Below are 24,150 nucleotides of genomic sequence, written 5' to 3'. Positions count from 1 at the left end.
TCAAATTGTTATAACAAAGATAGGGGGAGCAGACAAAGTTTCAAACCCCATTTTCATGGGGCTATTGCATATTTTAATTGTTTTGTCAGATTTTGTGACATAGAAACAATGCAAACAGTGCTCTTTTTAGTTCCCACCCAGTATCAACGGCAATCCATTGCCGCCATCGCCACCGACAACGATGACCTTTGAGTTCGGAGAGTTAGCCAACTGCAACGTGGCTTCAATACCTTTGTCCTGAAGAATTTTATCAGTCAGGCTGGCACTGAGAATGCGGTTGGACTCTGCTTTAGCTTCCGCCTCGATAATCTTACGCTCAGCCTCTTTGCGCTCCTGCTGCAGGATGTAGTCGTACTTCAGGGCTTTTTGCTCCGCCTCGATTTTTGTCTCAATAGCCGTACGTACTTTATCCGGCAGTTCAATATTGCGTATCAGGGTTGCCCGCAACTCTATGAAGTTGCCACCCAGGCTTTCTTGCAGGTTTTCCTGTATCAACGCCTGCACCTCATTGCGCTTGGTAGAATAGAGTTCTTCCGGTGAGAATTGCCCGATGACTTCACGCACAGAAGAACGAACCTCTGGCCTAACCAGGCTTTCAATATACTGTGGCCCGAATTTCTCGTGAAGGTCGCCTATATTCTTATAATCCGGATTTACACGTACCGTGACATCCACCTTGATGTTCAGACCATTTGCAGACAGTACTTTCATGTCCTCGTCAATTTGCTTTTCCCGGATATCGTAGACATACATAATATTCCAGGGCGCGATCACGTGAAAGCCCGGGTTGTAGATATTTTCGCGGTCCAGTCCTCCACCGAAGCGCTGGAAAAGAACCCCACGCTCTCCGGCCTCAATGGTCAGGAAAGTCGCGTTAGAGAAGGTCAGGATAGCGATAAGGGCTACAAAGACAATGATGCCGTATGTGATTAATTTACTTTGGCTCATAATTGATTTTAATTGGTGAAATGAGATACCTCGCTGGCATCTGATTGTTAAGATAACAACTTTTAGGAAATCGGGTTCTGCCTACTCTACTGAAGGTTGGGGAAATCCGACTAATGCCTTACGCAAAAAAAACCGATAGCCTAATCCCACTACCGGGACCGGAACTGTTCGCCAGGAGCACGCCGCCGCATCCCTCCTCCATTATGCCTCCCTGAAAAGTGCCCAACTGCCAAATATTTTCTACATTCGTTTGGGTTTATGAAGAGCTTAACAAACCTTTGACCGACCTGAGTAGTCTTATATAGTAATGATGTACCACTCTAATTGAGTACATTGGGACAAAGCCGAGCAAAATATGAATATCCGATTTTCCATACTTTTCCTTTTCCTGCTGGGAACGCTGAGCCTTAATGCGCAGCAAAGTAAAAACCTGGTACAGTTCTCCGGGATGGTCCTCGATGGCACTGATGACCAACTCTTCCCGGTGCCTTACACCAATATTCTTGTTAAGGATAAAGGTCGGGGCACCTACTCTGACCTGCGTGGCTTCTTCTCCATCGTAGTGGAAAAAGGGGACATCATAGTATTTTCTGCTATTGGCTACAAAACCGTAGAATACCAAATCCCTGAAGACCTCGATGACGAACGCTACTCTATCGTGCAGCTGATGACACAAGATGCCATCAACCTGCCAGAGACAGTTGTGTTCCCCTGGCCAAGCCGGGAGCATTTCAAACTTGAATTCCTCGCCATGGACGTAACGCCGGAACTACAGGCGCGTGCGCAGGAAAACATGGCCAATGATGCCCTGCGCCGTATGCGGAACGAAGTTGTGCCAGATGGCAGGGAAAACGCAGATTTCTATCTACGGCAGCAGTCCCGCGATTTCTACCATATTGGCCAGCAGCCACCGATGAATATCTTCAACCCGATCGCGTGGAAACGGTTCTTTGACTCCTGGAAAGCGGGAGACTTTAAGAAGAAGGATCAAAATGAGTAGCAGCCTTGCGGGCTGCATCATCCATTTGTTTTCCCAAAAACCTTCCGGCCCCAAATCAGGACCTGAAATCCGTAGGTGCCCATCCAATAGCCCAGAGCGGCAAAGGATAGCATGCCCAAAGCCACATAGGACTTGACGGCACGCAGGTTGATTTCCAGAAATTCATAGTAGACAAAGTCCGTCAGCACGAAAACCGTGTGAATAATGTAGAGCACCAGCAGTACCCGCACCAGCGTACGCAGGTACAGTACTTTTCGCCACTCATGCGGGTTGCGCTCCTGCCGGACCTCCAGTCGCCGCTGCCGAATGTAGCGGTAGGCAAAATAGAGATAGGCGAAAAAGGACGTCAGGTAAAGCCCCTGTTCAAAAGCGCCGTAAAAGGGATTGAAATAAACACGCCCCATTGCCGCTTTCACTGCCACCGGCTGCAAAAACATGACAACAAAGAACAACAGCTGCCCAACCGGCAGGATAAAATGCTTGGCGTCTGTCCACCGGAGCTGATAGGAAGGGTAAAGCGATAACTTGGCGTGAAAAAAAAGCAGGACCGGAAAGGACAACGTAAAATAGAGGGGCAGGAACTTCCCCTCCGGCCAGATCTCGTAGAGCTCAATAAAATTAAAAATATTGTGGATCAGGGTGAGCCCAAAAGTAATGAGCAACACCCCGAAGAACCAGTTTGACCTCCGGTCACCGGAACGCTTAAAGAAGAACAGGCTGCCTACTGTAAGCGCCTGTACAACTCCGACCAGCAGAAAAAAGAGCAATAAGTAAAAAAATATGCTGCGGTCTCCCGTAACCAGAAAGTCCATATAAATTTAGGTGTTGAACTTCACATTAATTTGGTTCCAAATGGCTTCAACCTGACGGATTTTAGCCTGAGGGCCGGTAATGCTGATCAGCACATACACCCCATTGCGGGCCCACATCCGGATAGCTTCCACATCGGCGCCGGCAGAAAGAATGGCCTGGAAACCGCCGGCATCTGCTTCGTACTTCAGTTCTTTGGTCCCTCCCTGATGTTTGTCCTGAAAAGCTTCTTTCTCAAAGCCGTAAATTTTTTCCGGGGTCCAGTCCATCACGTTGTGCGAACCAGCGATTATCACCTGTATGGCCCCATTTTCTGCCTCCAGTGTAATACCATCCCCATTGATCGGACGGTCCTGTGCCAGGTGAAGGTCGCCCGGATATTCCACACAGAAGCCGAAACGGTTGTTGCAATACTCCAATGGGCCTTGCGCAAACGCAAACTGCACGCCTAAAATGGCGAAAAGAAAGGATAAGGTAATCTTGAGGTTTTTCATGGTTTTATTTTTGACCATTTAACGGTTTAAGGGATTGTGATGGTAGAAAGATACGGCTATTTTGGCTTTTCTTTAACGTTGCCGGATCGCTTTACCTATTCCTACCGGAAAGATAACCTTATCTTTGCACACCAAACCATAATACGACTTATTATGCGAGTTTTCCTTAGCCGGGCACTGCTTTTTCTGGCTTTTATTGGCACTACAACTCGGGCTCTGCCGCAATCTGAAGGGGTCGACACCACCTCCTCAGACTACCAAATCGGTTACGAAATCGGTAGTTGGCTGCCCTTTATCATCCTCTTCACTCTGGCGCTGATGGTCATCATCCGCAGCTTCCGTTTATCACAAAAGAAAGGCCCCCAATAATGATGCGACCACTTACTGCTATTCCTACCCGTGCGGACATCGAAGCCACCCACGAAGCGATTGAGCCGCTCATTCACCGAACACCGGTACTGACCTGTTCTGCCATTGACGAAAGGGCCGGTGCCTCCCTGTTTTTCAAGTGCGAAAATTTCCAGAAGGTGGGCGCCTTTAAGATGCGCGGGGCCAGCAACGCTGCAGTGCGGCTGAGCGAAGCAGAGCGCCGGAAAGGCATGGCGACTCACTCCTCCGGCAATCATGCACAGGCCGTAGCGCTTAGCGCAAAAATGCTGGGCGTACCGGCCTACATCGTTATGCCGGAGAACGCCCCTGCTGCCAAACGGGCGGCCACCGAAGGCTACGGGGCACAAATCACTTCCTGCGAAAACACCCTCGCTGCCCGGGAAAGCACCCTGCAAAAGGTAGTTGATAGAACGGGCGCTACTTTTATCCACCCCTACAACGACTACAACGTCATTGCCGGTCAGGCTACCTGCGCCAAAGAGCTGCTGGAAGATGTGGAAGGGCTGGACATCCTGACTGCCCCTGTTGGCGGAGGCGGGCTTATGAGCGGCACCGCACTAAGCGCACGGTACTTTGCTCCAGGTGTAAAAGTGTACGGAGCAGAGCCCGAAGCCGTTGATGATGCCTACCGCTCCCTCCAAAGCGGGCAATTGCAATCCAATCCCACCATTGACACCATTGCCGACGGGCTGCGCACCAACCTGGGCGAAAAGACCTTCGACATCCTGCAACGGGAACTCGACGGCATTTTCCTGGTCTCAGAAGCTGAAATCCTGCAAGCCATGCGGCTGATCTGGGAACGCATGAAGATCATCATCGAGCCCAGCTGTGCCGTCCCCCTTGCCGCCATTCTCAAACACCCCGAAGTGTTCGCAGGAAAGCGGGTTGGCGTGATCCTCACAGGTGGAAATGTGGACCTGGACCGGCTGCCGTTTTAGGAATTGTTCCCATTATTAACTTTATGTTTAAACACAATTCCCCTGCTGAAACGTTACTTTTGTAGCCCGGTAATATCACCGTGGGCTTCAAAACCAGCTAACATATCCGGTATGAGAAATTTTCTGATCGCCATAGTTACCCTCTTGCTGAGCAGCGCTGCCCTTCAGGTACAAGCGCAGGGCAAGACCTGGAAAACCTTGTCTAAAATTACCTTCAAAAAGGAATACAACGAGATGATGGGCTTCAAGGTGGATGTCCCGGTATTCAGTGAGGATGTGCTGGCGATGGACGGTAAAACCGTAGACGTACGGGGCTACATCATTCCCGTAGAAGGCTATAAAGGGCACAAAGAGTTTATCTTCTCGGCCTACCCTTACAATATGTGCTTTTTTTGCGGTGGAGCTGGCCCGGAAACAGTCATGGAGGTATTTGCCAATGAGCCTATCGAGTACACTGCTGAGCCCATCACCATCCGCGGTAAGCTGGAGCTCAATGCCGATGACATCAACCGCCTGATCTACGCCCTGACCGATGTGGTCAAAGTGGAAGAAGACCGCTAAACGTACCGCCTCTTTTTATGCAAATCAAGACAACGCTGTTTCGGTTTTTACTGCTGTCCCTGACTGGCTTTCTGCTTTGGCAATGCGCTAACCCTGGCCGGCCCGAGGGTGGCCCCAGGGACGAAACGCCCCCCAAACTGGTACCGGAGAAATCTTCCCGCAACTATCAAACCAACTACAAAAAATCGCCCATTGAACTCACCTTCAATGAGTGGGTGGAAATACGCGATGCCTTTAATCAGGTCATCATCTCCCCGCCCCTGCAGTACAAATACGAGCTTTCCATCAAGGGCAAAACCATCATCTTTGAATTTGATGAGCAGGAAGAACTACGGGAAAATGCCACCTATACCATCAATTTTGGAGAAGCCATACAGGATATTACGGAACGGAACCCGGCCCAGGACGTCCGCTACGTTTTTTCTACCGGTGACTACATCGACTCCCTGAGTGTTCGCGGCATCATCGTGGATGCACGGACTACTCAACCGATAGAAGGAGCCTTGTTTTTGCTTTACGACAATACAGCCGACTCTGTAGTGCGGACTGAGCGCCCCTTCTACTTTGGGCGCACCGGCGCAGACGGGCAGTTCATCATCCGTAATGTAAAGGCAGATACGTTCAAGGGGTTTGCTTTGCTGGACAACAACCTCAATTACCTTTTCGACCAGGCTCAGGAGGCGATTGGCTTCCCCGACAGCCTGCTTGTGGTCAGCGACAGCCTGCAGCCTTCCCTTTCTATCCGAATGTTTACAGAGGCGCTGCCGCTGCGCCTGACCACCGGTGACGACAGTCAATACGGGCGGGTCAGAATCGCTTTTAATCAGCCGCGCCCCGACGACGTTTATATCACCCACGAAAATATCAGTCAGCGTAAGATCCTCTACGAAACCCAGCCGGATACTACCAAAATCTGGTACGAAACCACCACCGATCAGCCCTGGCAGATTTATATACAGCAGGATACCCTTTTTTATGATACAATTGATGTGCGGGTACGCGACCGGGCTGCTTTTTTAGAGAATGCAACACTCACCTTTGAAGGGCGGGGCGGCAGCAGCAAACAGCACCCAAGGGAACCGCTAGCCCTCTCTTTCAACCACCCCATACTCGCCTATGATACGAACCTGATACAGTTATACGAAGATACTTCCAAAACCCTGGTGAGGCCTTCCTTCAGCCTGGATACAAATGGGCAACGTACGCTTGTTCTGGACTACAAATGGAAGTCAGGTAAACCCTATTCCCTGGAGCTAATGCCCGGTGCAGTAACCGATATCTACAGCCTGAAATCAGATACGATCCTGCAGGACATCAATGTGGACCTGCTGAAGAACTATGGCAACCTGTTCCTGACCGTAGACAGCCTCTCCGCCGACTCAGCTTACATTATTGAATTAATGGATGGGGAAAACGTCATTCACACTTACAAGGTGTCCGGGCAAACGAGCTTCGGGCAGGAGCTCCGATACCTGCGCCCGGCTACTTTCACGGTACGCCTTACGGAGGACTGGAATGGCAACGGGCACTGGGATTCCGGCCATTATGACACCTACCGGCAACCCGAGCTCATGTACACCCGCGATTTGGAACAGCTCCGGGCCAACTGGGACCTTGAAGCCGTCGTTACGCTGGATCAGATGCAGCAGCAAGCCCGGCAAAAACGGCAGCCGCCTCTTGCCCGGCCGGAAGTAACGGCGATAGATTCGACCGCTACAGACAGTACCGCTGTGGACACCCTGCGCAATCTGGATAATCTACCGCCTTCCGTACGGGACCAGATCGAGAAAAACTAGCCCGTATTGCCTGCTCATTTTATTGCTCCTGAAGCCCTGACTGCCCCGATTACTGCCGGGGTTAAGTGGCTAAGTATTTACAGCTCAATCCACTAGAACGAGCGGTCATCCACCTGCTCCAGCCATTCTTTGATTACATCCACCACTGAAGCGACACAGCCATCTCCGAAGGGGGAGCGCAGGTTAGCCAGTTGGACCAACTCCAGGAAGGACTGACTGCCGCCTGCCTGGCACAGCCGCAGGTAATCGCTCCAGGCCGTTTCGTGCCCCTCCTGATCTTTTTTCCAGAACTGGAAGGCACAAATCTGCGCCAGCGTATAGTCGATGTAGTAGAAGGGCACGTTGAAGATGTGGCTTTGCTTCTGCCAGAAGCGCCCGGCATCCAGAAAATCATACCCATCGTAGTCGCGTTGTGGCAAATATTTCTGCTCAATCCGCCGCCAGCCGGCGTTGCGCTCTTCCGGCGTAATGTCCGGGTTTTCGTATACGAAATGCTGGAATTCATCCACGGCTACACCGTAAGGCAGGAAGTGGATAGCACCCGCGAGGTGACCAAATTTGTATTTCTCCGTGTCCGATTTGAAGAAGGATTCCATCCATGGCCAGGTGAAGAATTCCATACTCATAGAGTGGATCTCACAGGCTTCCGTAGTGGGCCAAACGTACTCCCCTATGCCCTGATCCCGGCTGCTGTAAACCTGGAAGGCGTGGCCAGCTTCGTGGGTCAGCACATCGATATCGCCGCTTGTGCCATTAAAGTTGGAGAAAATGAACGGCGCTTTGTAGCCATCGATGAAGGTGCAGTATCCTCCGGTGGCTTTACCGGGGCGGGTTTCCAGGTCCATGAGTTTAGCATCCTGCATAAAGCGGAAAAACTGATGCGTCTCCGGTGAAAGCTCCCGGTACATTTGCTCTGCCTGCTCTACGATCCAGCCCGGCTCGCCTTTAGGGTCCGGATTGCCGGAGGCGAAGCGGAGGTCTTCATCGTAAAAGCGGAGTTTGTCCAGCCCCAGGCGGTTGCGCTGCCGTTCGTACAGCTGCTGCGCGATGGGCACAATATGCGTTTTGACTTGTTCCCTGAAGTTAGCTACCATCTCCGGGTTATAATCGGAGCGCAGCATACGGTCGTAGGCCAGCCCGATGAAGTTGTCGTAGCCCAGTTTTTTCGCAATCTGATGGCGGACCCTGACCAGTTGGTCGAATACGCCCTCAATGGCTTCAGCATTGGCTTCATAAAAGCCCCACTTAGCGAGCTGTGCTTCCCGGCGGGTCGCCTGATCTCTATCCGTCTCATGCTTAATGATGGAAGACAGATTTTCCTCCTTGCCGCGGAACTCGATCTTTGCGCCCGCTTTGATCTTGGTGTACTGACTGCTCAGTTTATTCTCTTCCTGCAGCAGCTCCAGCACGGAGTCATCAAAGGTTTTCAGGCTCTGCCCGGCAATACGAAAGAGCTGTGCTCCCCATCGTGCTTCCAGCTCCTGCCGGAATTTTGCGCTGAGCAGCTGAGCATAGAATTTATTGACCAGCCCCTGATAGGCCGGGGTTTGCTGATCGAAGTATTCGTTTTCCTTCTCGTAGAATTCATCTCCGGTGTCCATTGTATGCCGGATCATGCAGAGGTTATACATGGTAGAGAAGGTATTGCGCAAATCGTTGATACGGCGCAAGGCTTCGTGTTGTTCCTCTGCGTCATGAGCGTGCTCGAAAGCATCAAGGGCAGTCTGAAAGTCTTCTTCGAAGCGCTTAAAATCGGGGCGCTTGTACTCAAACTGGTCAAATGTTGTATTCACGGCTAAGGTTTGCATAGTTTAGTTGCGGCTTTCAAATGAGATAACAAAGCGGTAAGATTTACGGGGAGACAAGCACCTCTGATCGGAAAGACAGAACAGGTCCCGGCCAGCAGCGCCTGCTAAAGGAGATCAAAGATAAGACAATTTACAGCCTATCTTCCCCTTACTTGGGCGGAAAGTGTGTACATTTGTGGCTGTTTCCCCAATCCTGACCTTATCTTAGCCTGCTTAAGATTCAGGCAGTTGCTTAACAGGCCGTATAGGCAAAAGTTTAGGCAACGAGGGGCCAGCATAAAAGCGATGACGTGGAACAGCAAGCATTAAAATCACAAATAGACCTCGATAAACTCCCCCGGCATATTGCAGTCATTATGGATGGCAACGGCCGGTGGGCTAAGCAGCACGGCAAGCCACGGGTGTTTGGCCACAAAAACGGGGTAACCGCCGTGCGGGAAGTCACAGAGGCTGCTGCCGAACTGGGGGTAGAATACGTTACACTCTATGCTTTTTCCACAGAAAACTGGAAACGCCCGAAGCTGGAGGTAGGTGCACTGATGCGCCTGCTCGTTGAAACGTTGTCCAACGAAATTGAAACCCTCAATAAAAACAACATCCGCCTCAAGGCAATAGGCGACCTTTCCAAACTGCCGGATATTACCCACAAGGCCCTGCTCGATGGCATTGCGAAAACCCAGCACAACAAGCGGATGACCCTGGTCCTGGCACTCAACTACAGTGGCCGGTGGGAAATCACGGAAGCCGCCAAAAGCCTGAGCGAACAGATCAAAAGCGGAGAACTGGCACCGGAAGACATCAATCAGGACACCCTGGGGCGCCACCTCAGTACGAAGGGTATACCTGACCCGGAACTGCTCATCCGCACCAGTGGAGAAACCCGGATCAGCAATTTCCTGCTTTGGCAGATTGCCTATGCAGAACTCTACTTCACTCCTACCTACTGGCCAGAGTTCCGCAAAGCTCATTTCTACCAGGCTATTATCGACTATCAGCGGCGAGAGCGGCGGTTTGGGAAAACCAGTGAACAATTGGTGTAAAACAGACTGCAATAAGAGAATTTTCACCGGGCCCATACAACCTCAGGTGGCAGCAAGGCGTCCCCTTAAGGTAGTTTTTTCTAATCCGCCACCGGAATATGCGGTTTTGCTGATTACAACGCTTATTTTTGCGGGCAAATCCACTGAAAGCCAATGAAAAACGGCTTCAGAAAAGTACCAGCGCCAGCTGTGCCCCTGCTTTGGGAGCGCTAAAAAAGCACAGCAACTTGCAACAGAAGCACATGAAACAATTGACATACCTGCAAAGCGATTCTATGCAGATGAAGACAAAAGCCTTTTTTCTGAAGTGCCTGATGAGCCTGCCTCTCCTGGTGCTGAGCCTGCCACTCCTGGCACAAGCTGATCAAGACAGCATCCCGGTACTCGAATACGGCGAACCGCTGGAGTACGAAATCGGCGGCATTAAAGTCGTTGGCGCAGACTATAGTGATGATAACGCTGTGATCAGTATCGCGGGCTTCCGCGTAGGTGATAAAATCCGCATTCCAGGGCCTAAAATCCAAAAAGCGATTAAAGCCCTTTGGAAACTGCGCCTGTTCACGGATGTCAAAATCGTCAAGGAAAAAACAATCGGTGATATTGTTTTCCTGGAAATCCATGTTCAGGAGCGCCCCCGTCTCACCCGCCACTCCTATCAGGGCGTGAAAAAATCCGTCCATGATGACCTCAACGACGAAGTGAACAAATACCTGCTCAAAGGCGGGATTGTCACTGAAAACGTCAAGACCAACGCTCGCGAAGCCATTGAAGACTATTTTATTGGTAAAGGCTATCTGGATGCCGTAGCCACTGTTCGGGAAATCCCGGACTCCATCCGCCCGAACTCGGTCCGCCTGGTCTTTGATATAGACCGGAAGGACAAAGTGAAAATCCGCAATATCAACTTTGTGGGCAACGACAACGTCAAGGGCAAGAAGCTGCGCAAAAAAATGGAGGACACCAAGGAGAAGCGCCGCCTTTTCGCCTCCTCCAAATTCATTATGGACGAATACGAGGAAGATAAAGAGGCCCTCGTTGCTTTTTACAATACGCTGGGCTACCGGGATGCGGCCATCGAAAGCGATAGTCTATACCGGGATGAAGACGGCTTGCTCAACATCCAAATCAATATCGACGAGGGCAATCAGTACTATTTTCGGAATATCGCCTGGAAGGGCAACTCCATTTACGATGAGCAAACCCTGGCCAACGTACTTAGCATCTCCAAAGGGGATATTTACAATCAGGAACTGCTGCAGACCCGCCTGAGTTTTAGTCAGGATGGACGGGATGTCAGCACGCTTTATATGGACAACGGCTACCTCTTTTTCCAGGTAGACCCTATTGAAGTGGCGGTGGAAGACGATTCCATTGATTTGGAAATCCGAATATTTGAAGGCCCTCAGGCGACGATCGACAAAGTGGTGATCAAAGGCAATGACCGCACGCACGAGCATGTGGTCCGCCGTCAGCTCCGGACACTTCCGGGCAAGAAGTTCAGCCGTTCCGATATCATCCGCTCGCAGCGGGAACTAATGAACCTCAACTACTTCAACCCGGAGACGTTGGGTATCAATACGCCGGTCAATCCGCAGCGGGGCACTGTGGATATCGAGTACACGCTTGAAGAAAAACCCTCCGACCAGTTGGAGCTTTCCGCTGGCTGGGGTGGCCTTCAGGGTGTGATTGGTACGCTGGGGGTTTCGTTCAACAACTTCTCCATGCGCAACTTCTTCAACAAGGAAGCCTGGCGCCCCTTACCGCAGGGTGATGGTCAGCGCCTGTCGTTACGTGCGCAGACTAATGGTGCTTTCTTCCAGTCCTATAACGCTACTTTCACTGAGCCATGGCTGGGTGGCAAAAAGCCCAACTCTCTTACCGTGGCTGGTTTCTACAACAAATTTTCGGGCAGCTTTAGCAGAACTAACCCAAGCAGTCTGAGTATTGCTCAGCTATCTGTTAGCCTTGGTAAGCGCCTAAGGTGGCCGGATGATAACTTCGTCACCAGCACTGCCCTAAATCTACAGCAACTCACTTTGATTCAATGGGCCGGACAAGCGTTTACTACCGATCAGAATGAATTTGTGAATAATGGAAAGTTCAACAACTTTAGTATTACACAGACTCTGGTCCGCTCTACGGTTAATGATCCGATTTTCCCGAAAGATGGATCCCGGATTTCACTTTCTGTACAGTTTACCCCACCCTATTCTCTTTTCAACCCGGACCGGGACTACGCCTCTGAGCCGGTACAGGAGCGCTTCCGCTTCGTAGAGTATCACAAGTGGCGGTTTGATGCGGATTGGTATACGCCAATCGTGGGGGACCTCATCTTCAAGGCTCAAGCCAAAATCGGTATGGTGGGCTCTTACGACTCGCGTTTGGGTACCTCCCCATTTGAGCGCTTTCTGCTGGGTGGTGATGGTATTAACAACCAACAGTTCGGTTTCCAGGGTGTGGATATTATCTCATTGCGGGGCTACGAGGAAACGGAACTTCCTGCCAATATCAACCCGGCACGCCAAGGTCAAACGCTGGCCACACCAGTATTCAGCAAGATTACATTAGAACTCCGGTACCCACTTTCGCTCAATCCGAGCTCAACGATCTACGTTTTGGCTTTTGCACAGGGGGGGAATGCATGGAGATCCACCCGGGAGTACAATCCCTTTGATCTCCGCCGCTCAGCCGGTCTTGGCCTTCGGGTCTTCCTGCCTATGTTTGGTACACTTGGCTTCGATTACGGTATCGGCTTCGATAAGCCTGGTGCGGATCGGACCATTCAGGGCCTGGGCAACTTCAACATCATACTTGGTTTCGAGCCGGAATAATCTACCGTAACCAAAGACGGAAAACGGGGGCAGCCATCAAAGCTGCCCCCGTTTTTATTTAGTACATATAGGTCTTGAGATAGGCCCAGATATCGTGGCGGTTCATAAGGCCATACAACAGGATGGCAATGAAGAGGAACAGGAAAAACAAGCGGGTTTTGCGCATAGTATCCTGGAAGCGCTCCCGGCGGCTCCTGAAGTTTCGTTTTCGGCTTTTATACCCCATTGTTCAATTTTTCGCAAAGGTGCGCTTTTTTCAGGAGTGAAGGTACCTGCGGCTGGAATTAAATCCCCTTATGGCGCTCCCAGTAATTCTGGTCTTCCACTTCTTCCAGAATTGTCAGGTAGTTTTCGTAACGGAGCACGCTTAGCTCTTCTGACTCCACCGCATCCCGGACGGCACATCCGGGCTCAGAGCGGTGCAGACAGTTGCCGCCGAATTTACAGTCTTCAGAGTACTTGAAAAACTCCTTGAAATTGTGGGCCACATCCATCGGCTCCAGATGAATGAAGGACAGCGACTTGATGCCTGGGGTATCAATGATCGCACCACCCTCACGCAGCGCATGCATCTCCGCAAAGGTGGTGGTATGCTGCCCTTTACCCGAATAATCACTTAACTCCTGTGTACGAAGCTCCAGGTCGGGCTCCACGGCATTGACGAGCGTTGACTTGCCCACGCCCGACTGGCCTGTAATGAGCGTGGTTTTATCTTTAAGCAATGCCTTGAGTTCGGGTATACCCTGCCCTTCCAGAGCAGAGACCAAAATCGCTTGGTAGCCAATGTGCCCGTAGATGTCGCGCAGGTATTCAAATACGCCCACATGTCCGGTATCGTAGAGGTCGGCTTTATTAAAGACAATGATGGCAGGAATCTCATAGGGTTCCGTCATCAGCAAAAACCGGTCAATAAACCCCTGCTTGAGGTCCGGCTGGGTAATGGTCATAATAACGATGGCCTGGTCGATGTTGCTGGCCAGAAGATGAAGATCGTGACGGCGGCGGGGCGACTGCCGGACCACATAATTGCGGCGGGGCAGGATATTCCGGATGGTCCCGTTATCTTCTTTTTCACTACGTTCTACCTCGACCCTGTCGCCTACTGCTACGGGGTTAGTGATTTTCTGACCTTCGAGCCGAAATTTCCCGACGATACGGCAGTCCAACACGCTATCATCCGCCATTTGTACCTGATACCAGCTCCCTGTGGATTTAACGACAGTTCCTTGTTCCAAATCTGTTGTGTTTTGAATTTCAGTAGTGCAACCATGCTCAACCCGAGAAGGTTCCCGAAAGCATCATCTTGCACCGGCATGCACAGCTTCGGCCATAGCACGGAGCAGGCGGCGGTCGTTTTCAATAGCATTGCCTACCACGATGACATCAGCACCGGCAGTGGCAGTCTGAAAAGCCCGTTCCGGGGTCCGGATACCGCCGCCAACGATGAGCGGAATTTGTGTATTAGTGGCGACCCGGCGTATCATGGCCTCCGAAATGGGGTATCGGGCACCGCTGCCGGCATCCATGTACAGCAGTTTCAGCCCCAGCATCTCTCCGGCGAGAGCCGTCGCCATGGCTATGTCAGGCTTGTCAGCCGGAATGGGCGTGGTATTGCTCATGTAGGAAACAGTGGTGGCGGCCCCTCCGTCAATCAGCATATAGCCGGTCCCGATCACCTCAAGATCCGCATGATGGAGATAGGGTGCACTAATGACCTGCTGCCCGATGAGGAGTTCCGGATTGCGGCCGGAAATGAGGGACAGGAAGAGTAAGGCATCCGCATTATCATCGATTTGCAGCGGGCTGCCCGGGAATAACACCAGCGGAAGATTGCAGGACGTACGCAATTGCTGCAAACATGCCGAGAGGGTATTATGGACCAGCAAGCTCCCGCCTACAAACAGAAAATCCACGTTTGTTTGTTCGCCCAGCTCTGCCAGAGCAGGCAAGCCATCTATGCTTACTTCATCGGGATCAATAAGTAAGGCGAAGCACTTGCGGCCCTCTGACTTAGCCTGGCATATTTGCTTATATATAGGATTCGGCTTGGACATGTTTTCATTGCAGCTTAGACCGCTAAGATAAAATATTTTTACAGTCCGCTTAATAGCCAGTTCAAGTACGTTTTTGGACCAGTACCGCCATCGACCGCTCCAGCTTTCCGACTTCCAGCCAGAAGGCACGGAATTCTTCGTAGGCAGCAGGGGGCAGTTCTGCCATCTTGCGCTGGAGCACCCTGACTATGGTTATGGTCCCCGGCTGATGGTCAACTTTTAGCTGATAGTAGCCTGTAGGGTGCTCAAGGGTGGCTGTTTCTTCCATGATGCTCTCCACTTCATAGCCATCAGGTAGCTGGTAACTCACGGTGTCGCGGCAGGTAAAGCCTTCTCTTATGGCTATCGGCCAGCGGCGGTTTTCACACGGAGGCGGTGCAGTGCCGACAGCAACCACTGGCAGCAGCGGCAGGAATAAACGCTTCCCTCCTTTGGAGGCGAACCTTTCAGATTGGCCCTCCAAAAACACCTGGCAAGCCGCTTTATCGGGTTCTGGCAACACCTCCAGTTTTTCGATGAGCAGCCCGGGCGCAGCCAGCAAGTTTTCCCGGGCGGCATCTTTCAGTTCTGTTTCCGAATAATAGGCATCCATAGCCCGCCAGCGTTCTGCATCCCTTGCGGCCATCTGAAAGCGCTGGCTGAGGCGGGCATCTCCGGTTTCACTGAGTTGTACGGATGTCTTTCCACTCCGGATGTTGTCCAGGTACCCCAGATGGGGCGTATGGTACAAACCTCCGCCTTCTTCTTTCACAAGCAATACCTTCCGGTCGTGGTTACCGAAATAGATGTACTGTGGCGGCCCAACCGGAACCGTACATTCAAGCCAGTTGTCCTGCCCGGGCAGGTACAATAAAACATGATTAAACTGGCTTTTGACCAGGGCGGTATCCAGCTTGACCGGTGCACCACCTGTCCTGATGAGTGCCGGGTATGCTTCAATCCCCACTTCCCTGAGCATAGCCCACATGTAATTGGTCAGGGCTTTGCAGTCACCATATTTGTTTTTTGTTACGTATTCGGCATCAAAGGGCTGCCACCCCCCAATGCCCAGCTGTACACTGACATAGCGCATATTCTGCTGAAGGTAGCGGTAAAGGCGGGCAATCTTCTCTTCATCTGAAGTAGCCCCTGCAACCAGTTGTTGGATTTCTGATTTTACCGTTTCAGGGAGTACGCCCCGCCCTTCCCAAAGCGTGTGTATGTACTTACTGAGGGCTTCCCAACTCGAGAACGCCCCTTCGTAGCCCTCTATACTGACCCGGCCCGGCACACAAACCACCTTGGGCAACAACTCTTCAGCCTGCGGGGCATAAGCTTCATGAGGCAGGGCTTTCAGGTGTTTCACCTCCCAGGTACAAGACCATTCATTTCCAGCATTAGAGCGCGTGGGTTCAACCGGTAGCCGGTACCCCTTATAATTGACTGGAAAATCTATTGGTGCACTAAAGGAAAACCGGGCAGCCTCTACGCTGTAACCAAAGTGCTGCGGGTACCACTCTTCCCCTGCAGCAAAGTCAATACCTTCCAGCTCACGCTCGTATCGGTAGCTAATTGTGTAAGGGTAAGTATTATGCCTGACCTCCACGTGTTTGATACGGCGGTCACCATAAAGGGTGCCTCCCGAAACAGCAGAGTAGTCCTTCACTTCATCTTTATCCACTACCCGCAGTTCCCGGCCCAGTGCATCGTACAGTACAATTTCAATTTTACGGACCCGGGTCCCCTCATCGTAGTAAATAACCAGCTCATTGGCACTGCTTTTTTCATTAAGCAGTGTTAATGTTTTTTCCACTTTGAGATACCCTTTTTTCCCGGACCGGATATCCAGGTCCACATTATAGTCCCGCACTACCACATTAGCGCCTTCTGTCAGGCTGTCGGGAATAGTAAACGCGGCATAGTGCTGTGCCGCAGCAGGCAGCGCAAAAGCCAGGGTGATGGCCAGTATCAATGCTCTCATGGTTCTAGGTCTTTTTTCGGAATACGAATTGCTCGCCCTGCTTTTCGATGACAAGGTCCAGGAACTGCTTTAACGCTAAGTATTCTTCGGGTTCGAAATGTGTTTTATCGAGGCGCAGGCTATACACCAGGTTGACTTTACCTGTAGTTTCGGTCGGAGTAAACTCAAACCTGCCCGCCTTGCCGGGGAGCGCAAAACTAGCAGATTCCGGCATCTCTTCCAGCACATAACCTTCCGGGATTTCAACAATGAAAACATCCCGCACGTCGAAGGGGTGGGCCAGGTCTACCGGATAGCTACGTTCGGCCTTCTGGAAAGGGTTTTCTTCGAAATAAGGCAAGATACAGGGCGAGAAATAAATAAAATCATTGAAGGCCTGAGCTGCACCCGGCACTTGCGCAGTGTAGCCCCACTTCACTGCATCCACAGGGTTATCAGGCAGTGCAACCTGCATTCCCTCCGCCTGGCTTTCCGGAAAGTGCTTTTGCAGCTCCTTTGCCAGCGCCTGCTCCCCTTCTGCTCCGGAAACCAGGTCCCGTATGTCTACAGCGTGGTAGCCTTCGGATTTCGTCTGTAGCTGGTACGACAGGTCACCGTTTTCAGAAAGGCTCATCTGAAACATCCTTGCTGTACTTGCCCCGGGAGGAGCAATATTTATCCACTGTGGGTTCGTTTCGCTAACCAGCCAGCCCACTTTGTTGAGGGAGGCTTTGCGGGGTACGCCTGCCGGGCGCTCATCATCGCTGAGATCCAGAATAAGCAGCTGATCATTGATCCTCGCCACTGTAACCATGTGATTGAACTGCCGGACGATGGGATACAACTGTAGCATTTTACCATGACTGCGGGTGCTTAACAACACTGGATAACACTCCACATCCAGCGCTTTCAGTACGGTCATCAAAATAAGGTTTAGCTCTCCGCTGGAGCCTCGTTTCCGATCAAAGCATTCGAGGACACTCTCCTCTGCGTTGTACCAATACGACCCGTCCCACTCCAACGCATCCTGCAGGTAATAATAAGCAGCAAGCGCTTTTTCTGAGGGCGTCCCCTGTTCAGGGAGGTAAGGAGCAAGCGCTTCCAGTAACTCTTTTTGATTGCGCTTTTTGTCGAATTGGAGCCCGAAAGCAGTAGAGGTAAGCAGGCGCTTGGCCACATCCGGCCAGGAAGAAAGAATCTGATCCACAGGCTGGTTCGGAAATCGCACTGCCTGCAACTGAAAACGCAGGCTGGCCCGATAGTCGTCCATTGTAGTAATAAAGGCTTCTTCCTTTAGTGCAGGGACATTTTCCATGACTAAACGGTAACGGGTCACTTCTCCGGACATCGTAGTCGTACCTGAAGCTTGCTTTACAGTGCCCGACATGCCCGCCTGTTTCGTTTTATACTGTACCACACGGAAGTTTTGCGTAAGCCGCTCCTGCTCGTTGATATCCGGGCTGCGGCCATTGGTCAGGAACAAGTATTCGAACCAGACCGGAATATCTATATGCAGTTCGCTCCAGCGGACCGGAATATCGTGCTGATAGTACCAGGAGCGCAGTTGTACGATCCGGTCGGAGGTGATGGTGTAGGTGTACTCAATGACCGCTCCTTCCTCCAGGTTCGGAAAAGTAAACTTTAGTGCTTTCACTTCATCGGCAACCTCCTCTTCATAGAAATCCCGGCCTTTAAGCCGGAAGGTCTGCCCGGAGCCGCGTGAAATCGTTTGTGCTTTGAGCCCGCTGATCTGATCATCGCCATAGAGATAAAGCTGCACATCACCATAATCAAAGGCCGACTTATCCAGAATTTTGATGCGGCGGTGGTGCTCAAAAACATAGCGGGTACCCTGCCCAAAGTCAAACTTCAGCGTGGCATAATCGCCAAGAATTACAGCAGCGGCAGTGGTGTCTTCCGGGACAGTGGTCATATTCAGCTCTTCCAGGTCCACTTGCCCCCACTTCATTGGAGGCTTTTGAGCATTTGAGGTGGTTAAAACAATAATGCTTAGTAATACTAGCGCGAAACGTAGATGGTTCATCATCCAGGGTTTAATGAAAAGATAATATTATGGCTTACGCAGAACGACCTGCGCGGTTAGCTTTTCTGAAAAGGCCTTCCATAGCTAGCGCCTCCGGTGGAATTTGCCCAAACCGGGCTTCGGACTGTGCAGAAATGCTGATGGCGACAAAAAGCCCCAAAAAGCTAAGGGTAAAAAGAGCTTTGATTTTCATGGTTCAACTTCAAAGAGCAGCGCGACCACCTTTTGGCATGCTTATCTGGCACCGGACTTTATTTATGCGGAACAGAGAGCGGGCTTTTGGGGGTCGTAGCGCTTCAAACAACAATGAAGCCTCAAAATACAGTTTTTAACGTAATTTTTGAACAGTCAAACCGTTATTTTCGGGTTGACATTACCGAATAAAAAAGTTCCTATGCTGGCACAAACATGCCGATACCTTTGCATTGCCGGGCTGACGGCACTCTTCTTTAGTGCCTGCACACGTAGTACATGCGGGGCAGACAAGACTGCTTTCCTGGACCAATACCACGATTTACTGGAGGAGGCCAGGTCGGCTGATTTGCCTGCTTCTGACCCCGGGTGGTCCAAATACGATGCGGCCTTCCGCAGCTATGTGGAAGAATGCTATGACATACATGAGCCGGAAATGACAGGAAAGGAAAAGCGGCAGTTTTGGAGGCAGTCGCTTCGGTACTATTATCAGCGCTATGGGGATGGGCTCGTGAAGGAGCTTAAAGGAAAAGACAAAAGCACCCTGCAAAAGATACAAGAAGAAACAAAAGCCATTTTCGATGAGCCGGATGCCCTGTTTGATGATGCAGCGAAGGGGCTCAAAGAGGACTGGCAGGAGCTGAAGGAGCGGTTTGAATAAAGGAGGAAACCATTAGTTCCAGCGAACTTCATCATCGTCAAAGAAGAAATCGAAGTCATCGAGATCATCGAAGAGGTCATCTCCGAATGCACTGTCTGCGTCGAGGCCCCATTCCTCTTCTTCGGTTTCGTCCCACTCTGCCCGGTAACGCTCCAGGGAATAGTCGTCCTCCTGAGGCTCGAAGAGAAAAGCAGGCAGGCTCGCTGCGGACTCTGCGTCCGGTCCACTGCTTTTGAGCTGATCCAGCCAGCGTTCATAAATCTGGCACTGGCAAAAAGCCTCCCCGAACGGGCAGCCTTTGGGTTCGTATTCACAAAAATCCAATTGCCAGATGTTGTATTGCAATACCGGGACCTCCTTCTCCAGCTCAGCCAGCAATACCTGGTAACGAATGGGGGCAGGCAGACCAGCTGGAAAATTAACGATAAAGGAGTGGGCATCCAGGCAGTCCGTCAGTGCCTCCGTAAGCAATAGCATTTGAGCCTCTGAAAGACGGCTGCCAGGCGGAAACCATTCCCGCTTTAAGCCAACCAAGTTGGCGAGTATCTCCCGGGGCGCCATCTTAGCCTCCTCCTCCGCAGTAATAAAGGGGGTGTCTTCGTCATCATCGTAATCAAAAGACAGCACATGTACAGGAAGGCTTACAGTAGCCGCTGCGATATCCGCGAGCAGGTAGTTAATGTATTTATCCATCAGACTTTACTTCCGTGAATGGAATCAGGGTCCATTATTGGCAAGGTAAATATAAATTTCAACGAAATCCAGTCTGTGGAGAATAGTTTTCCACAGTAGCTACTCCTTTAATGCCTTTTGGACGGCTTCCATGCGCTCATTGGGCACCATTAGGGCCAGGTCGTAGTGGCGGATGCGCCAGCCTTTTTCGGTATTGGTAAGGACTCCCGAGCCCCGGCAGATGCCCATATGCGGGGTGTCCAGCAGCTCTTCAAACCAGGCGGTCTGCCCGTCTTTGGAGAAATAAACCTCCCGGTCGTAGGGCTTGAAAAGCCAGGCCACTTCCCGGTCGAAGGCTTTTACAGACCATGCCTTCAGCTCGTCACGCAGCCAACGTTCTGTAGCATCGGTGCCCAGATAAATACCGTCTTTGGTCATTTTGCTAAAGAAACCATCCGCGTCAGCTGTTGCAGCAGCTTTGTGCCAGGCATTCAGCAAGGTATCAATGTCTGCTCGGTTATTGGGCGCTTCGGTCAGGCAGCCCTCTGTGTTGCGGGTATCTGTAATGTGGGAAATCTTCCAGCCGTCTGCTGTTTTGAAGAGCTCAAAGGCGTTGGTCCCACAGTGCGAAAGTGCTCCGTTATTAAAGAAGGTGTAAGAAGTCCAGGCCGTAGCCAAAAGACCATCTATACGAATGTCATAGCTCCAGATTCGCTCATCCATTGCGTTTTCCTCTACCTGACCTACGTAGTCTGCAAAGCGGTCGAGACTGCCTTTGCGCAAGGTAGGCACGCCTTCCTTATTGATTACAGCTGTAAACATGCCTGCATCTGGCATAAACGCATCGCGCACAGCAGTGCTGTCAGCAGCGCGCATTCCATCAAAAAGCTGCTGAATAGGCTGCTGCACAGCGCTCCACTCCCGGCTGTGCTGAGCCAAGAGCATAAACGGCAGCAGCGCTGCGGCAAAAACAAAACTGTAGTACTTCATGTCCTTGTTGTTTGTGGTACCCGAAAATAAAACTTTCCCGCTACCGTTCTAAAACAAATTACAAAGCTAAGCCGCCAAAAAACCGTCCCCGGGCAGATTATTGCTAATTTGCCGGTACAATAAGTTCAAGACTGATACCCCATATGGATATCTACAACCGAAAATCCCGCTGGAAAATATATTTAGGCATCGCCGGCGCCATTATCGTTGCCATCTCTATGGCTTATACGACCTACCTTTCCAATAAGCTGGCAGAAGAGGAACGGCACAAGGCAGCTCTTTATGTAATGGCTCAGGAACGGCTCAACAACCTGGACGAAATCGCTGCCATCATCAATGACAGTTGCCCTCAGCCAGACCTTACCCTCCACCTGAATATCCTGCAGGCCAACAACACTATTCCTGTGATTGCGGTCAATGACCGGGGCAGGGTGGATTTCAGTGTGAATACCAGTGATACTTCCCAGGCGTACCTTATGCAGGAAGTAGCCCGTATGGAAGCAGATGGGTTTGAGCCCATCCAAAGTACTGCCCACCGGATTTACTATAAGGAGTCTACCCTTTTGCGGCAATTGCGTTACTTTCCGTTTGTACAGTTTGTCCTCATCGCCGCTTTTGTAGGCTTTGGATACATGGGCTTTAGTTCTGCAAGGCGGGCAGAGCAAAACCGGGTATGGGTGGGCATGGCCAAGGAAACCGCTCATCAGCTGGGCACGCCCATTTCAGCTATCGTAGCCTGGATTGAGCACTTGAAGCTCATCCGGGAGTCTGACGAAGAGGTACAGGAAGTGGTGGGTGAATTGCGCAATGACGTGAGCCGACTGGAGCTCATTGCTGACCGGTTCTCCAAAATTGGCTCTGCTCCCAAGCTGGAGCCCATTAATATCTACGAAGAACTGGACGACTGCCGGGCTTATATGCAGCGCCGGGCTTCGAGAAAAGTGGAGTTTCGTTTCCCTGCACCGGATGAACCTGCCAAAACCGTCCACATCAACCCTCATTTGTTTGACTGGGTAGTGGAGAACCTGCTGCGCAATGCCCTGGATGCCATGGACGGCAAAGGGTTCATCGAAGCTGAAATCTATGATGACCAGGACTTTGTGTATGTCGACATCACAGATAGTGGCAAAGGCATACCGGAAGGCAAGTTCAAGACAGTATTCAGGCCGGGCTATACCACCAAAAAGCGAGGCTGGGGCCTGGGGCTTTCACTGGCCAAGCGCATCGTGGAGGAGTACCACAACGGCAAGATATTTGTCAAGCGGTCAGAAGAGGGCGTAGGCACCACCTTTACGATTCAGTTGCCGAAAAAGGCCTAGTGGCCTATTCGTCGAGTAATTCGAGCGCAATATCCCAAAGCTGTCCGAAAGGAACGATCTCGGATTCAAGGTCCTGCCGTGTTTCGGAAATGGGCATTGCCTCCATTCTTTTCCGCAACTGAGCTGTTCTCCGTACTACTGCAATCCGATTGAACCCGCAGGCAGGTATCTTGTGCAGCATTTTCAGGAAACAATTGCGCCGAAAATCATCATTTTTTCTCAAGTATCGGTGGGTGTATGTCTTAAGGGCTTCCATCCGGTCTATGATCTCTGAATACTTCCTCTGCTGCAGCAGAAAAAGGACGTGAATGGTCAGTATCGTTATGTTCGCTCCTGTCTTGTCTTTGGCATATTTAGGTACATTATTCAGCAGCCGTGTCAGCCGAAACCTCCTATTGGAAGTTGGCTGCTGGCTTACCATGCCTATTTCAAAGAACAAATGGAGATAGGCATCATAAATCCGCCATGCTTCGAGGCTTTGCGCAGGCAGCCAGTCAAACTGATCTGTATTATAAACGGTTTCCAGGACCTCTAGTGCACGCTCATACTGCTGCGAATGAAAGTATAAGATAATGGCATACTCCTGGACTTTAAAATAGTTGTTCTTCCCTTTTCGGGTCAGTCCCAGACAGTACTCGATTTCCTGCTCGGCCCGTTCAAAAGCATGGAGGGCAATGAGGCTTGGTATTTTCTTGAAAGAAAAAGAAAACAGCGCAACCGATGAGGAACGGTCCTTCCTGCTTTTGAAGTAAGCAATTGCGTGGTCACAGCTTTTCAGCAGTTCTTTGTGGTCATAAATAATCTGGTGCTGAATCGTAGTGATGGAGAAACCATATAAAAACAACTTGTACCCGCTATAAACACTCATTTGGTGCTCTGCTATTCGGGCATAGTCTTTGGCTTTATCGTAAAACTGTTCCCGGTTTGACTGAGGCGCATTAAAGTACATCACTAACTCTGTATACTTACCTTCAAGGCTCAGCTCCGCCTGATAGACAGGTTGATAGACTTGAATTAACTGGTCGAAGTATTCAAATGCTTTCACCTCACCTTCCATAGCTCCATAATGGTAACGCAGGATTTTGGCCATTTGCAGTATGATATCAGAAAACTCGTATTTGACAGCTTTTCGGATCGTCATTCTGGCGAGTGCAACCGCTGCTTTGCGGCTATACCCCGCTATCAGTATCTGCACAGCGGAGGCGTAACGGTAACAACTGTAGTAGGCACGTTGGTATTCAGAAAAATCCGGCTGGCTTAAATCGACGAGAAAGAGCGTGTTCACCAGCTTTTCACGCAGTTTCCGCTTCAGGCGGTTGAAATAATGCCTGCGGTATCTCGAATGGCCGTAAAATGCGCTCGAAGCTTCCTCCTCGGTTTTGTACTTGTCTGTTTGCAGGTCACGGTACAGTTTTTCAACACCGGACCGCACTTCCCCCGTATTCCCCAACACCTCAATCTGCTTGATTTTATTAGGAGAGACCACTTTTGCCAGACTTATCAATTCGGCGAACTTCATCTAAGCATAATTTTTACCCCCTTTAAGTTACTGCTTTCTAAGTTGTTATTAACCAAATTTCCAAAAAACCAGTATAATCTGACCTGTCTTATTTTTGCAAAAGTGTTATCAACTGTGCGGGCAAACCACCATAGTTTTGAATAC

At 50.8% G+C, this 24,150-nt stretch carries 22 protein-coding genes; 9 read left to right on the top strand and 13 right to left on the bottom strand.

Translation table 11 applies throughout. The features are described 5' to 3' along the window. Positions 1-126: 126 nt before the first annotated feature. Entirely contained in the window at positions 127-948 is an 822-nt protein-coding gene (locus ACO08I_RS20450; protein WP_282781207.1) for a prohibitin family protein, read from the bottom strand. A 355-nt stretch (positions 949-1,303) separates the two neighbouring features. Here ACO08I_RS20450 and ACO08I_RS20445 point away from each other — a divergent pair, with 355 nt between their 5' ends. Next, complete coding sequence (locus ACO08I_RS20445; protein ID WP_282781204.1) at positions 1,304-1,948, top strand: carboxypeptidase-like regulatory domain-containing protein; 645 nt, start codon at positions 1,304-1,306, stop codon at positions 1,946-1,948. Positions 1,949-1,965: 17 nt separating this feature from the next. Here the strand turns inward: ACO08I_RS20445 and ACO08I_RS20440 are convergent, their stop codons facing one another. Both ACO08I_RS20440 and ACO08I_RS20435 read right to left on the bottom strand, forming a co-directional pair. Beyond that, on the bottom strand, positions 1,966-2,760 hold the full coding sequence (locus ACO08I_RS20440) for a hypothetical protein (protein ID WP_044216692.1): 795 nt from the start codon (positions 2,758-2,760) through the stop codon (positions 1,966-1,968). 6 nt (positions 2,761-2,766) lie between these two features. Further along, complete coding sequence (locus tag ACO08I_RS20435) at positions 2,767-3,252, bottom strand: hypothetical protein (protein WP_044216694.1); 486 nt, start codon at positions 3,250-3,252, stop codon at positions 2,767-2,769. Between the two features lie 153 nt (positions 3,253-3,405). Here ACO08I_RS20435 and ACO08I_RS20430 point away from each other — a divergent pair, with 153 nt between their 5' ends. The 4 genes from ACO08I_RS20430 to ACO08I_RS20415 all read left to right on the top strand — a co-directional run bounded on the left by ACO08I_RS20430 (position 3,406) and on the right by ACO08I_RS20415 (position 6,937). Then, positions 3,406-3,621, top strand: a complete 216-nt coding sequence (locus tag ACO08I_RS20430) for a hypothetical protein (protein WP_421946926.1) — start codon at positions 3,406-3,408, stop codon at positions 3,619-3,621. 2 nt (positions 3,622-3,623) lie between these two features. Then, positions 3,624-4,580 (top strand): threonine ammonia-lyase, encoded by a 957-nt coding sequence (locus ACO08I_RS20425; protein WP_421949728.1) that lies wholly within the window; start codon positions 3,624-3,626, stop codon positions 4,578-4,580. A gap of 111 nt (positions 4,581-4,691) precedes the next feature. Continuing rightward, positions 4,692-5,141, top strand: a complete 450-nt coding sequence (locus ACO08I_RS20420; RefSeq protein ID WP_282781197.1) for a hypothetical protein — start codon at positions 4,692-4,694, stop codon at positions 5,139-5,141. 17 nt (positions 5,142-5,158) lie between these two features. Further along, positions 5,159-6,937, top strand: coding sequence for an Ig-like domain-containing protein (locus ACO08I_RS20415; RefSeq protein WP_421946925.1), 1,779 nt, complete (start codon positions 5,159-5,161; stop codon positions 6,935-6,937). 92 nt (positions 6,938-7,029) lie between these two features. Here the strand turns inward: ACO08I_RS20415 and ACO08I_RS20410 are convergent, their stop codons facing one another. After that, positions 7,030-8,745: a M3 family oligoendopeptidase gene (locus ACO08I_RS20410; RefSeq protein ID WP_421946924.1), complete on the bottom strand. Its 1,716-nt coding sequence runs from the start codon at positions 8,743-8,745 to the stop codon at positions 7,030-7,032. A gap of 290 nt (positions 8,746-9,035) precedes the next feature. Here ACO08I_RS20410 and ACO08I_RS20405 point away from each other — a divergent pair, with 290 nt between their 5' ends. Both ACO08I_RS20405 and bamA read left to right on the top strand, forming a co-directional pair. Next, the gene (locus ACO08I_RS20405) at positions 9,036-9,785 is read left to right on the top strand and encodes an isoprenyl transferase (RefSeq protein ID WP_421946923.1); all 750 of its coding nucleotides are present in this window, start codon (positions 9,036-9,038) and stop codon (positions 9,783-9,785) included. 242 nt (positions 9,786-10,027) lie between these two features. Next, complete coding sequence (gene bamA, locus ACO08I_RS20400; RefSeq protein WP_282781178.1) at positions 10,028-12,616, top strand: outer membrane protein assembly factor BamA; 2,589 nt, start codon at positions 10,028-10,030, stop codon at positions 12,614-12,616. 58 nt (positions 12,617-12,674) lie between these two features. On the opposite strand, the gene ACO08I_RS20395 is transcribed toward bamA, so the two are convergent. From ACO08I_RS20395 to ACO08I_RS20370, 6 genes are all read right to left on the bottom strand, one after another. Then, on the bottom strand, positions 12,675-12,842 hold the full coding sequence (locus ACO08I_RS20395) for a hypothetical protein (protein WP_160213649.1): 168 nt from the start codon (positions 12,840-12,842) through the stop codon (positions 12,675-12,677). A 58-nt stretch (positions 12,843-12,900) separates the two neighbouring features. Then, positions 12,901-13,851, bottom strand: coding sequence for a ribosome small subunit-dependent GTPase A (rsgA, locus tag ACO08I_RS20390; RefSeq protein ID WP_072013641.1), 951 nt, complete (start codon positions 13,849-13,851; stop codon positions 12,901-12,903). Between the two features lie 63 nt (positions 13,852-13,914). Beyond that, a complete protein-coding gene (locus tag ACO08I_RS20385) occupies positions 13,915-14,670 on the bottom strand; it encodes a geranylgeranylglyceryl/heptaprenylglyceryl phosphate synthase (protein ID WP_421946922.1) in 756 nt (251 codons plus the stop codon). A gap of 61 nt (positions 14,671-14,731) precedes the next feature. Next, on the bottom strand, positions 14,732-16,630 hold the full coding sequence (locus ACO08I_RS20380; RefSeq protein WP_421946921.1) for a DUF3857 domain-containing transglutaminase family protein: 1,899 nt from the start codon (positions 16,628-16,630) through the stop codon (positions 14,732-14,734). Between the two features lie 4 nt (positions 16,631-16,634). Next, entirely contained in the window at positions 16,635-18,578 is a 1,944-nt protein-coding gene (locus tag ACO08I_RS20375) for a DUF3857 domain-containing protein (protein ID WP_421946920.1), read from the bottom strand. Positions 18,579-18,687: 109 nt separating this feature from the next. Then, positions 18,688-18,846 (bottom strand): hypothetical protein, encoded by a 159-nt coding sequence (locus ACO08I_RS20370; RefSeq protein ID WP_421946919.1) that lies wholly within the window; start codon positions 18,844-18,846, stop codon positions 18,688-18,690. Between the two features lie 201 nt (positions 18,847-19,047). On the opposite strand from ACO08I_RS20370, the gene ACO08I_RS20365 reads away from it, so the two are divergent. Then, complete coding sequence (locus tag ACO08I_RS20365) at positions 19,048-19,506, top strand: hypothetical protein (RefSeq protein ID WP_421946918.1); 459 nt, start codon at positions 19,048-19,050, stop codon at positions 19,504-19,506. 12 nt (positions 19,507-19,518) lie between these two features. Here the strand turns inward: ACO08I_RS20365 and ACO08I_RS20360 are convergent, their stop codons facing one another. Further along, complete coding sequence (locus tag ACO08I_RS20360) at positions 19,519-20,199, bottom strand: hypothetical protein (RefSeq protein WP_421946917.1); 681 nt, start codon at positions 20,197-20,199, stop codon at positions 19,519-19,521. Positions 20,200-20,298: 99 nt separating this feature from the next. Next, positions 20,299-21,168 carry a nuclear transport factor 2 family protein gene (locus ACO08I_RS20355; protein WP_081968598.1) on the bottom strand — a complete coding sequence of 290 codons (870 nt, stop codon included), beginning with the start codon at positions 21,166-21,168 and terminating at the stop codon, positions 20,299-20,301. 143 nt (positions 21,169-21,311) lie between these two features. Here ACO08I_RS20355 and ACO08I_RS20350 point away from each other — a divergent pair, with 143 nt between their 5' ends. Further along, complete coding sequence (locus ACO08I_RS20350) at positions 21,312-22,487, top strand: sensor histidine kinase (protein ID WP_044216710.1); 1,176 nt, start codon at positions 21,312-21,314, stop codon at positions 22,485-22,487. Positions 22,488-22,491: 4 nt separating this feature from the next. Here the strand turns inward: ACO08I_RS20350 and ACO08I_RS20345 are convergent, their stop codons facing one another. After that, on the bottom strand, positions 22,492-24,006 hold the full coding sequence (locus ACO08I_RS20345) for a hypothetical protein (protein WP_282781161.1): 1,515 nt from the start codon (positions 24,004-24,006) through the stop codon (positions 22,492-22,494). Positions 24,007-24,150 lie beyond the last annotated feature (144 nt).

Origin of the sequence: Phaeodactylibacter xiamenensis (assembly GCF_965229835.1) — a bacterium.
GTDB classification, from domain to species: domain Bacteria; phylum Bacteroidota; class Bacteroidia; order Chitinophagales; family Saprospiraceae; genus Phaeodactylibacter; species Phaeodactylibacter xiamenensis.
The sequence above is the reverse complement of the archived record's forward strand: the minus strand, read 5'-3'. Positions and strand labels throughout refer to the sequence as shown.

What these genes read in the sequence shown, in the direction of transcription:
- ACO08I_RS20355 (WP_081968598.1), bottom strand. Translation starts at nt 21,168, where the DNA reads ATGAAGTACTACAGTTTTGTTTTTGCCGCAGCGCTGCTGCCGTTTATG.
- ACO08I_RS20410 (WP_421946924.1), bottom strand. Translation starts at nt 8,745, where the DNA reads ATGCAAACCTTAGCCGTGAATACAACATTTGACCAGTTTGAGTACAAG.
- ACO08I_RS20385 (WP_421946922.1), bottom strand. Translation starts at nt 14,670, where the DNA reads ATGTCCAAGCCGAATCCTATATATAAGCAAATATGCCAGGCTAAGTCA.
- ACO08I_RS20395 (WP_160213649.1), bottom strand. Translation starts at nt 12,842, where the DNA reads ATGGGGTATAAAAGCCGAAAACGAAACTTCAGGAGCCGCCGGGAGCGC.
- ACO08I_RS20370 (WP_421946919.1), bottom strand. Translation starts at nt 18,846, where the DNA reads ATGAAAATCAAAGCTCTTTTTACCCTTAGCTTTTTGGGGCTTTTTGTC.
- ACO08I_RS20440 (WP_044216692.1), bottom strand. Translation starts at nt 2,760, where the DNA reads ATGGACTTTCTGGTTACGGGAGACCGCAGCATATTTTTTTACTTATTG.
- ACO08I_RS20450 (WP_282781207.1), bottom strand. Translation starts at nt 948, where the DNA reads ATGAGCCAAAGTAAATTAATCACATACGGCATCATTGTCTTTGTAGCC.
- ACO08I_RS20415 (WP_421946925.1), top strand. Translation starts at nt 5,159, where the DNA reads ATGCAAATCAAGACAACGCTGTTTCGGTTTTTACTGCTGTCCCTGACT.
- bamA (WP_282781178.1), top strand. Translation starts at nt 10,028, where the DNA reads ATGAAACAATTGACATACCTGCAAAGCGATTCTATGCAGATGAAGACA.
- ACO08I_RS20365 (WP_421946918.1), top strand. Translation starts at nt 19,048, where the DNA reads ATGCTGGCACAAACATGCCGATACCTTTGCATTGCCGGGCTGACGGCA.
- ACO08I_RS20420 (WP_282781197.1), top strand. Translation starts at nt 4,692, where the DNA reads ATGAGAAATTTTCTGATCGCCATAGTTACCCTCTTGCTGAGCAGCGCT.
- ACO08I_RS20350 (WP_044216710.1), top strand. Translation starts at nt 21,312, where the DNA reads ATGGATATCTACAACCGAAAATCCCGCTGGAAAATATATTTAGGCATC.
- ACO08I_RS20360 (WP_421946917.1), bottom strand. Translation starts at nt 20,199, where the DNA reads ATGGATAAATACATTAACTACCTGCTCGCGGATATCGCAGCGGCTACT.
- ACO08I_RS20345 (WP_282781161.1), bottom strand. Translation starts at nt 24,006, where the DNA reads ATGAAGTTCGCCGAATTGATAAGTCTGGCAAAAGTGGTCTCTCCTAAT.
- ACO08I_RS20445 (WP_282781204.1), top strand. Translation starts at nt 1,304, where the DNA reads ATGAATATCCGATTTTCCATACTTTTCCTTTTCCTGCTGGGAACGCTG.
- ACO08I_RS20430 (WP_421946926.1), top strand. Translation starts at nt 3,406, where the DNA reads ATGCGAGTTTTCCTTAGCCGGGCACTGCTTTTTCTGGCTTTTATTGGC.
- ACO08I_RS20375 (WP_421946920.1), bottom strand. Translation starts at nt 18,578, where the DNA reads ATGAAGTGGGGGCAAGTGGACCTGGAAGAGCTGAATATGACCACTGTC.
- ACO08I_RS20425 (WP_421949728.1), top strand. Translation starts at nt 3,624, where the DNA reads ATGCGACCACTTACTGCTATTCCTACCCGTGCGGACATCGAAGCCACC.
- ACO08I_RS20380 (WP_421946921.1), bottom strand. Translation starts at nt 16,630, where the DNA reads ATGAGAGCATTGATACTGGCCATCACCCTGGCTTTTGCGCTGCCTGCT.
- ACO08I_RS20435 (WP_044216694.1), bottom strand. Translation starts at nt 3,252, where the DNA reads ATGAAAAACCTCAAGATTACCTTATCCTTTCTTTTCGCCATTTTAGGC.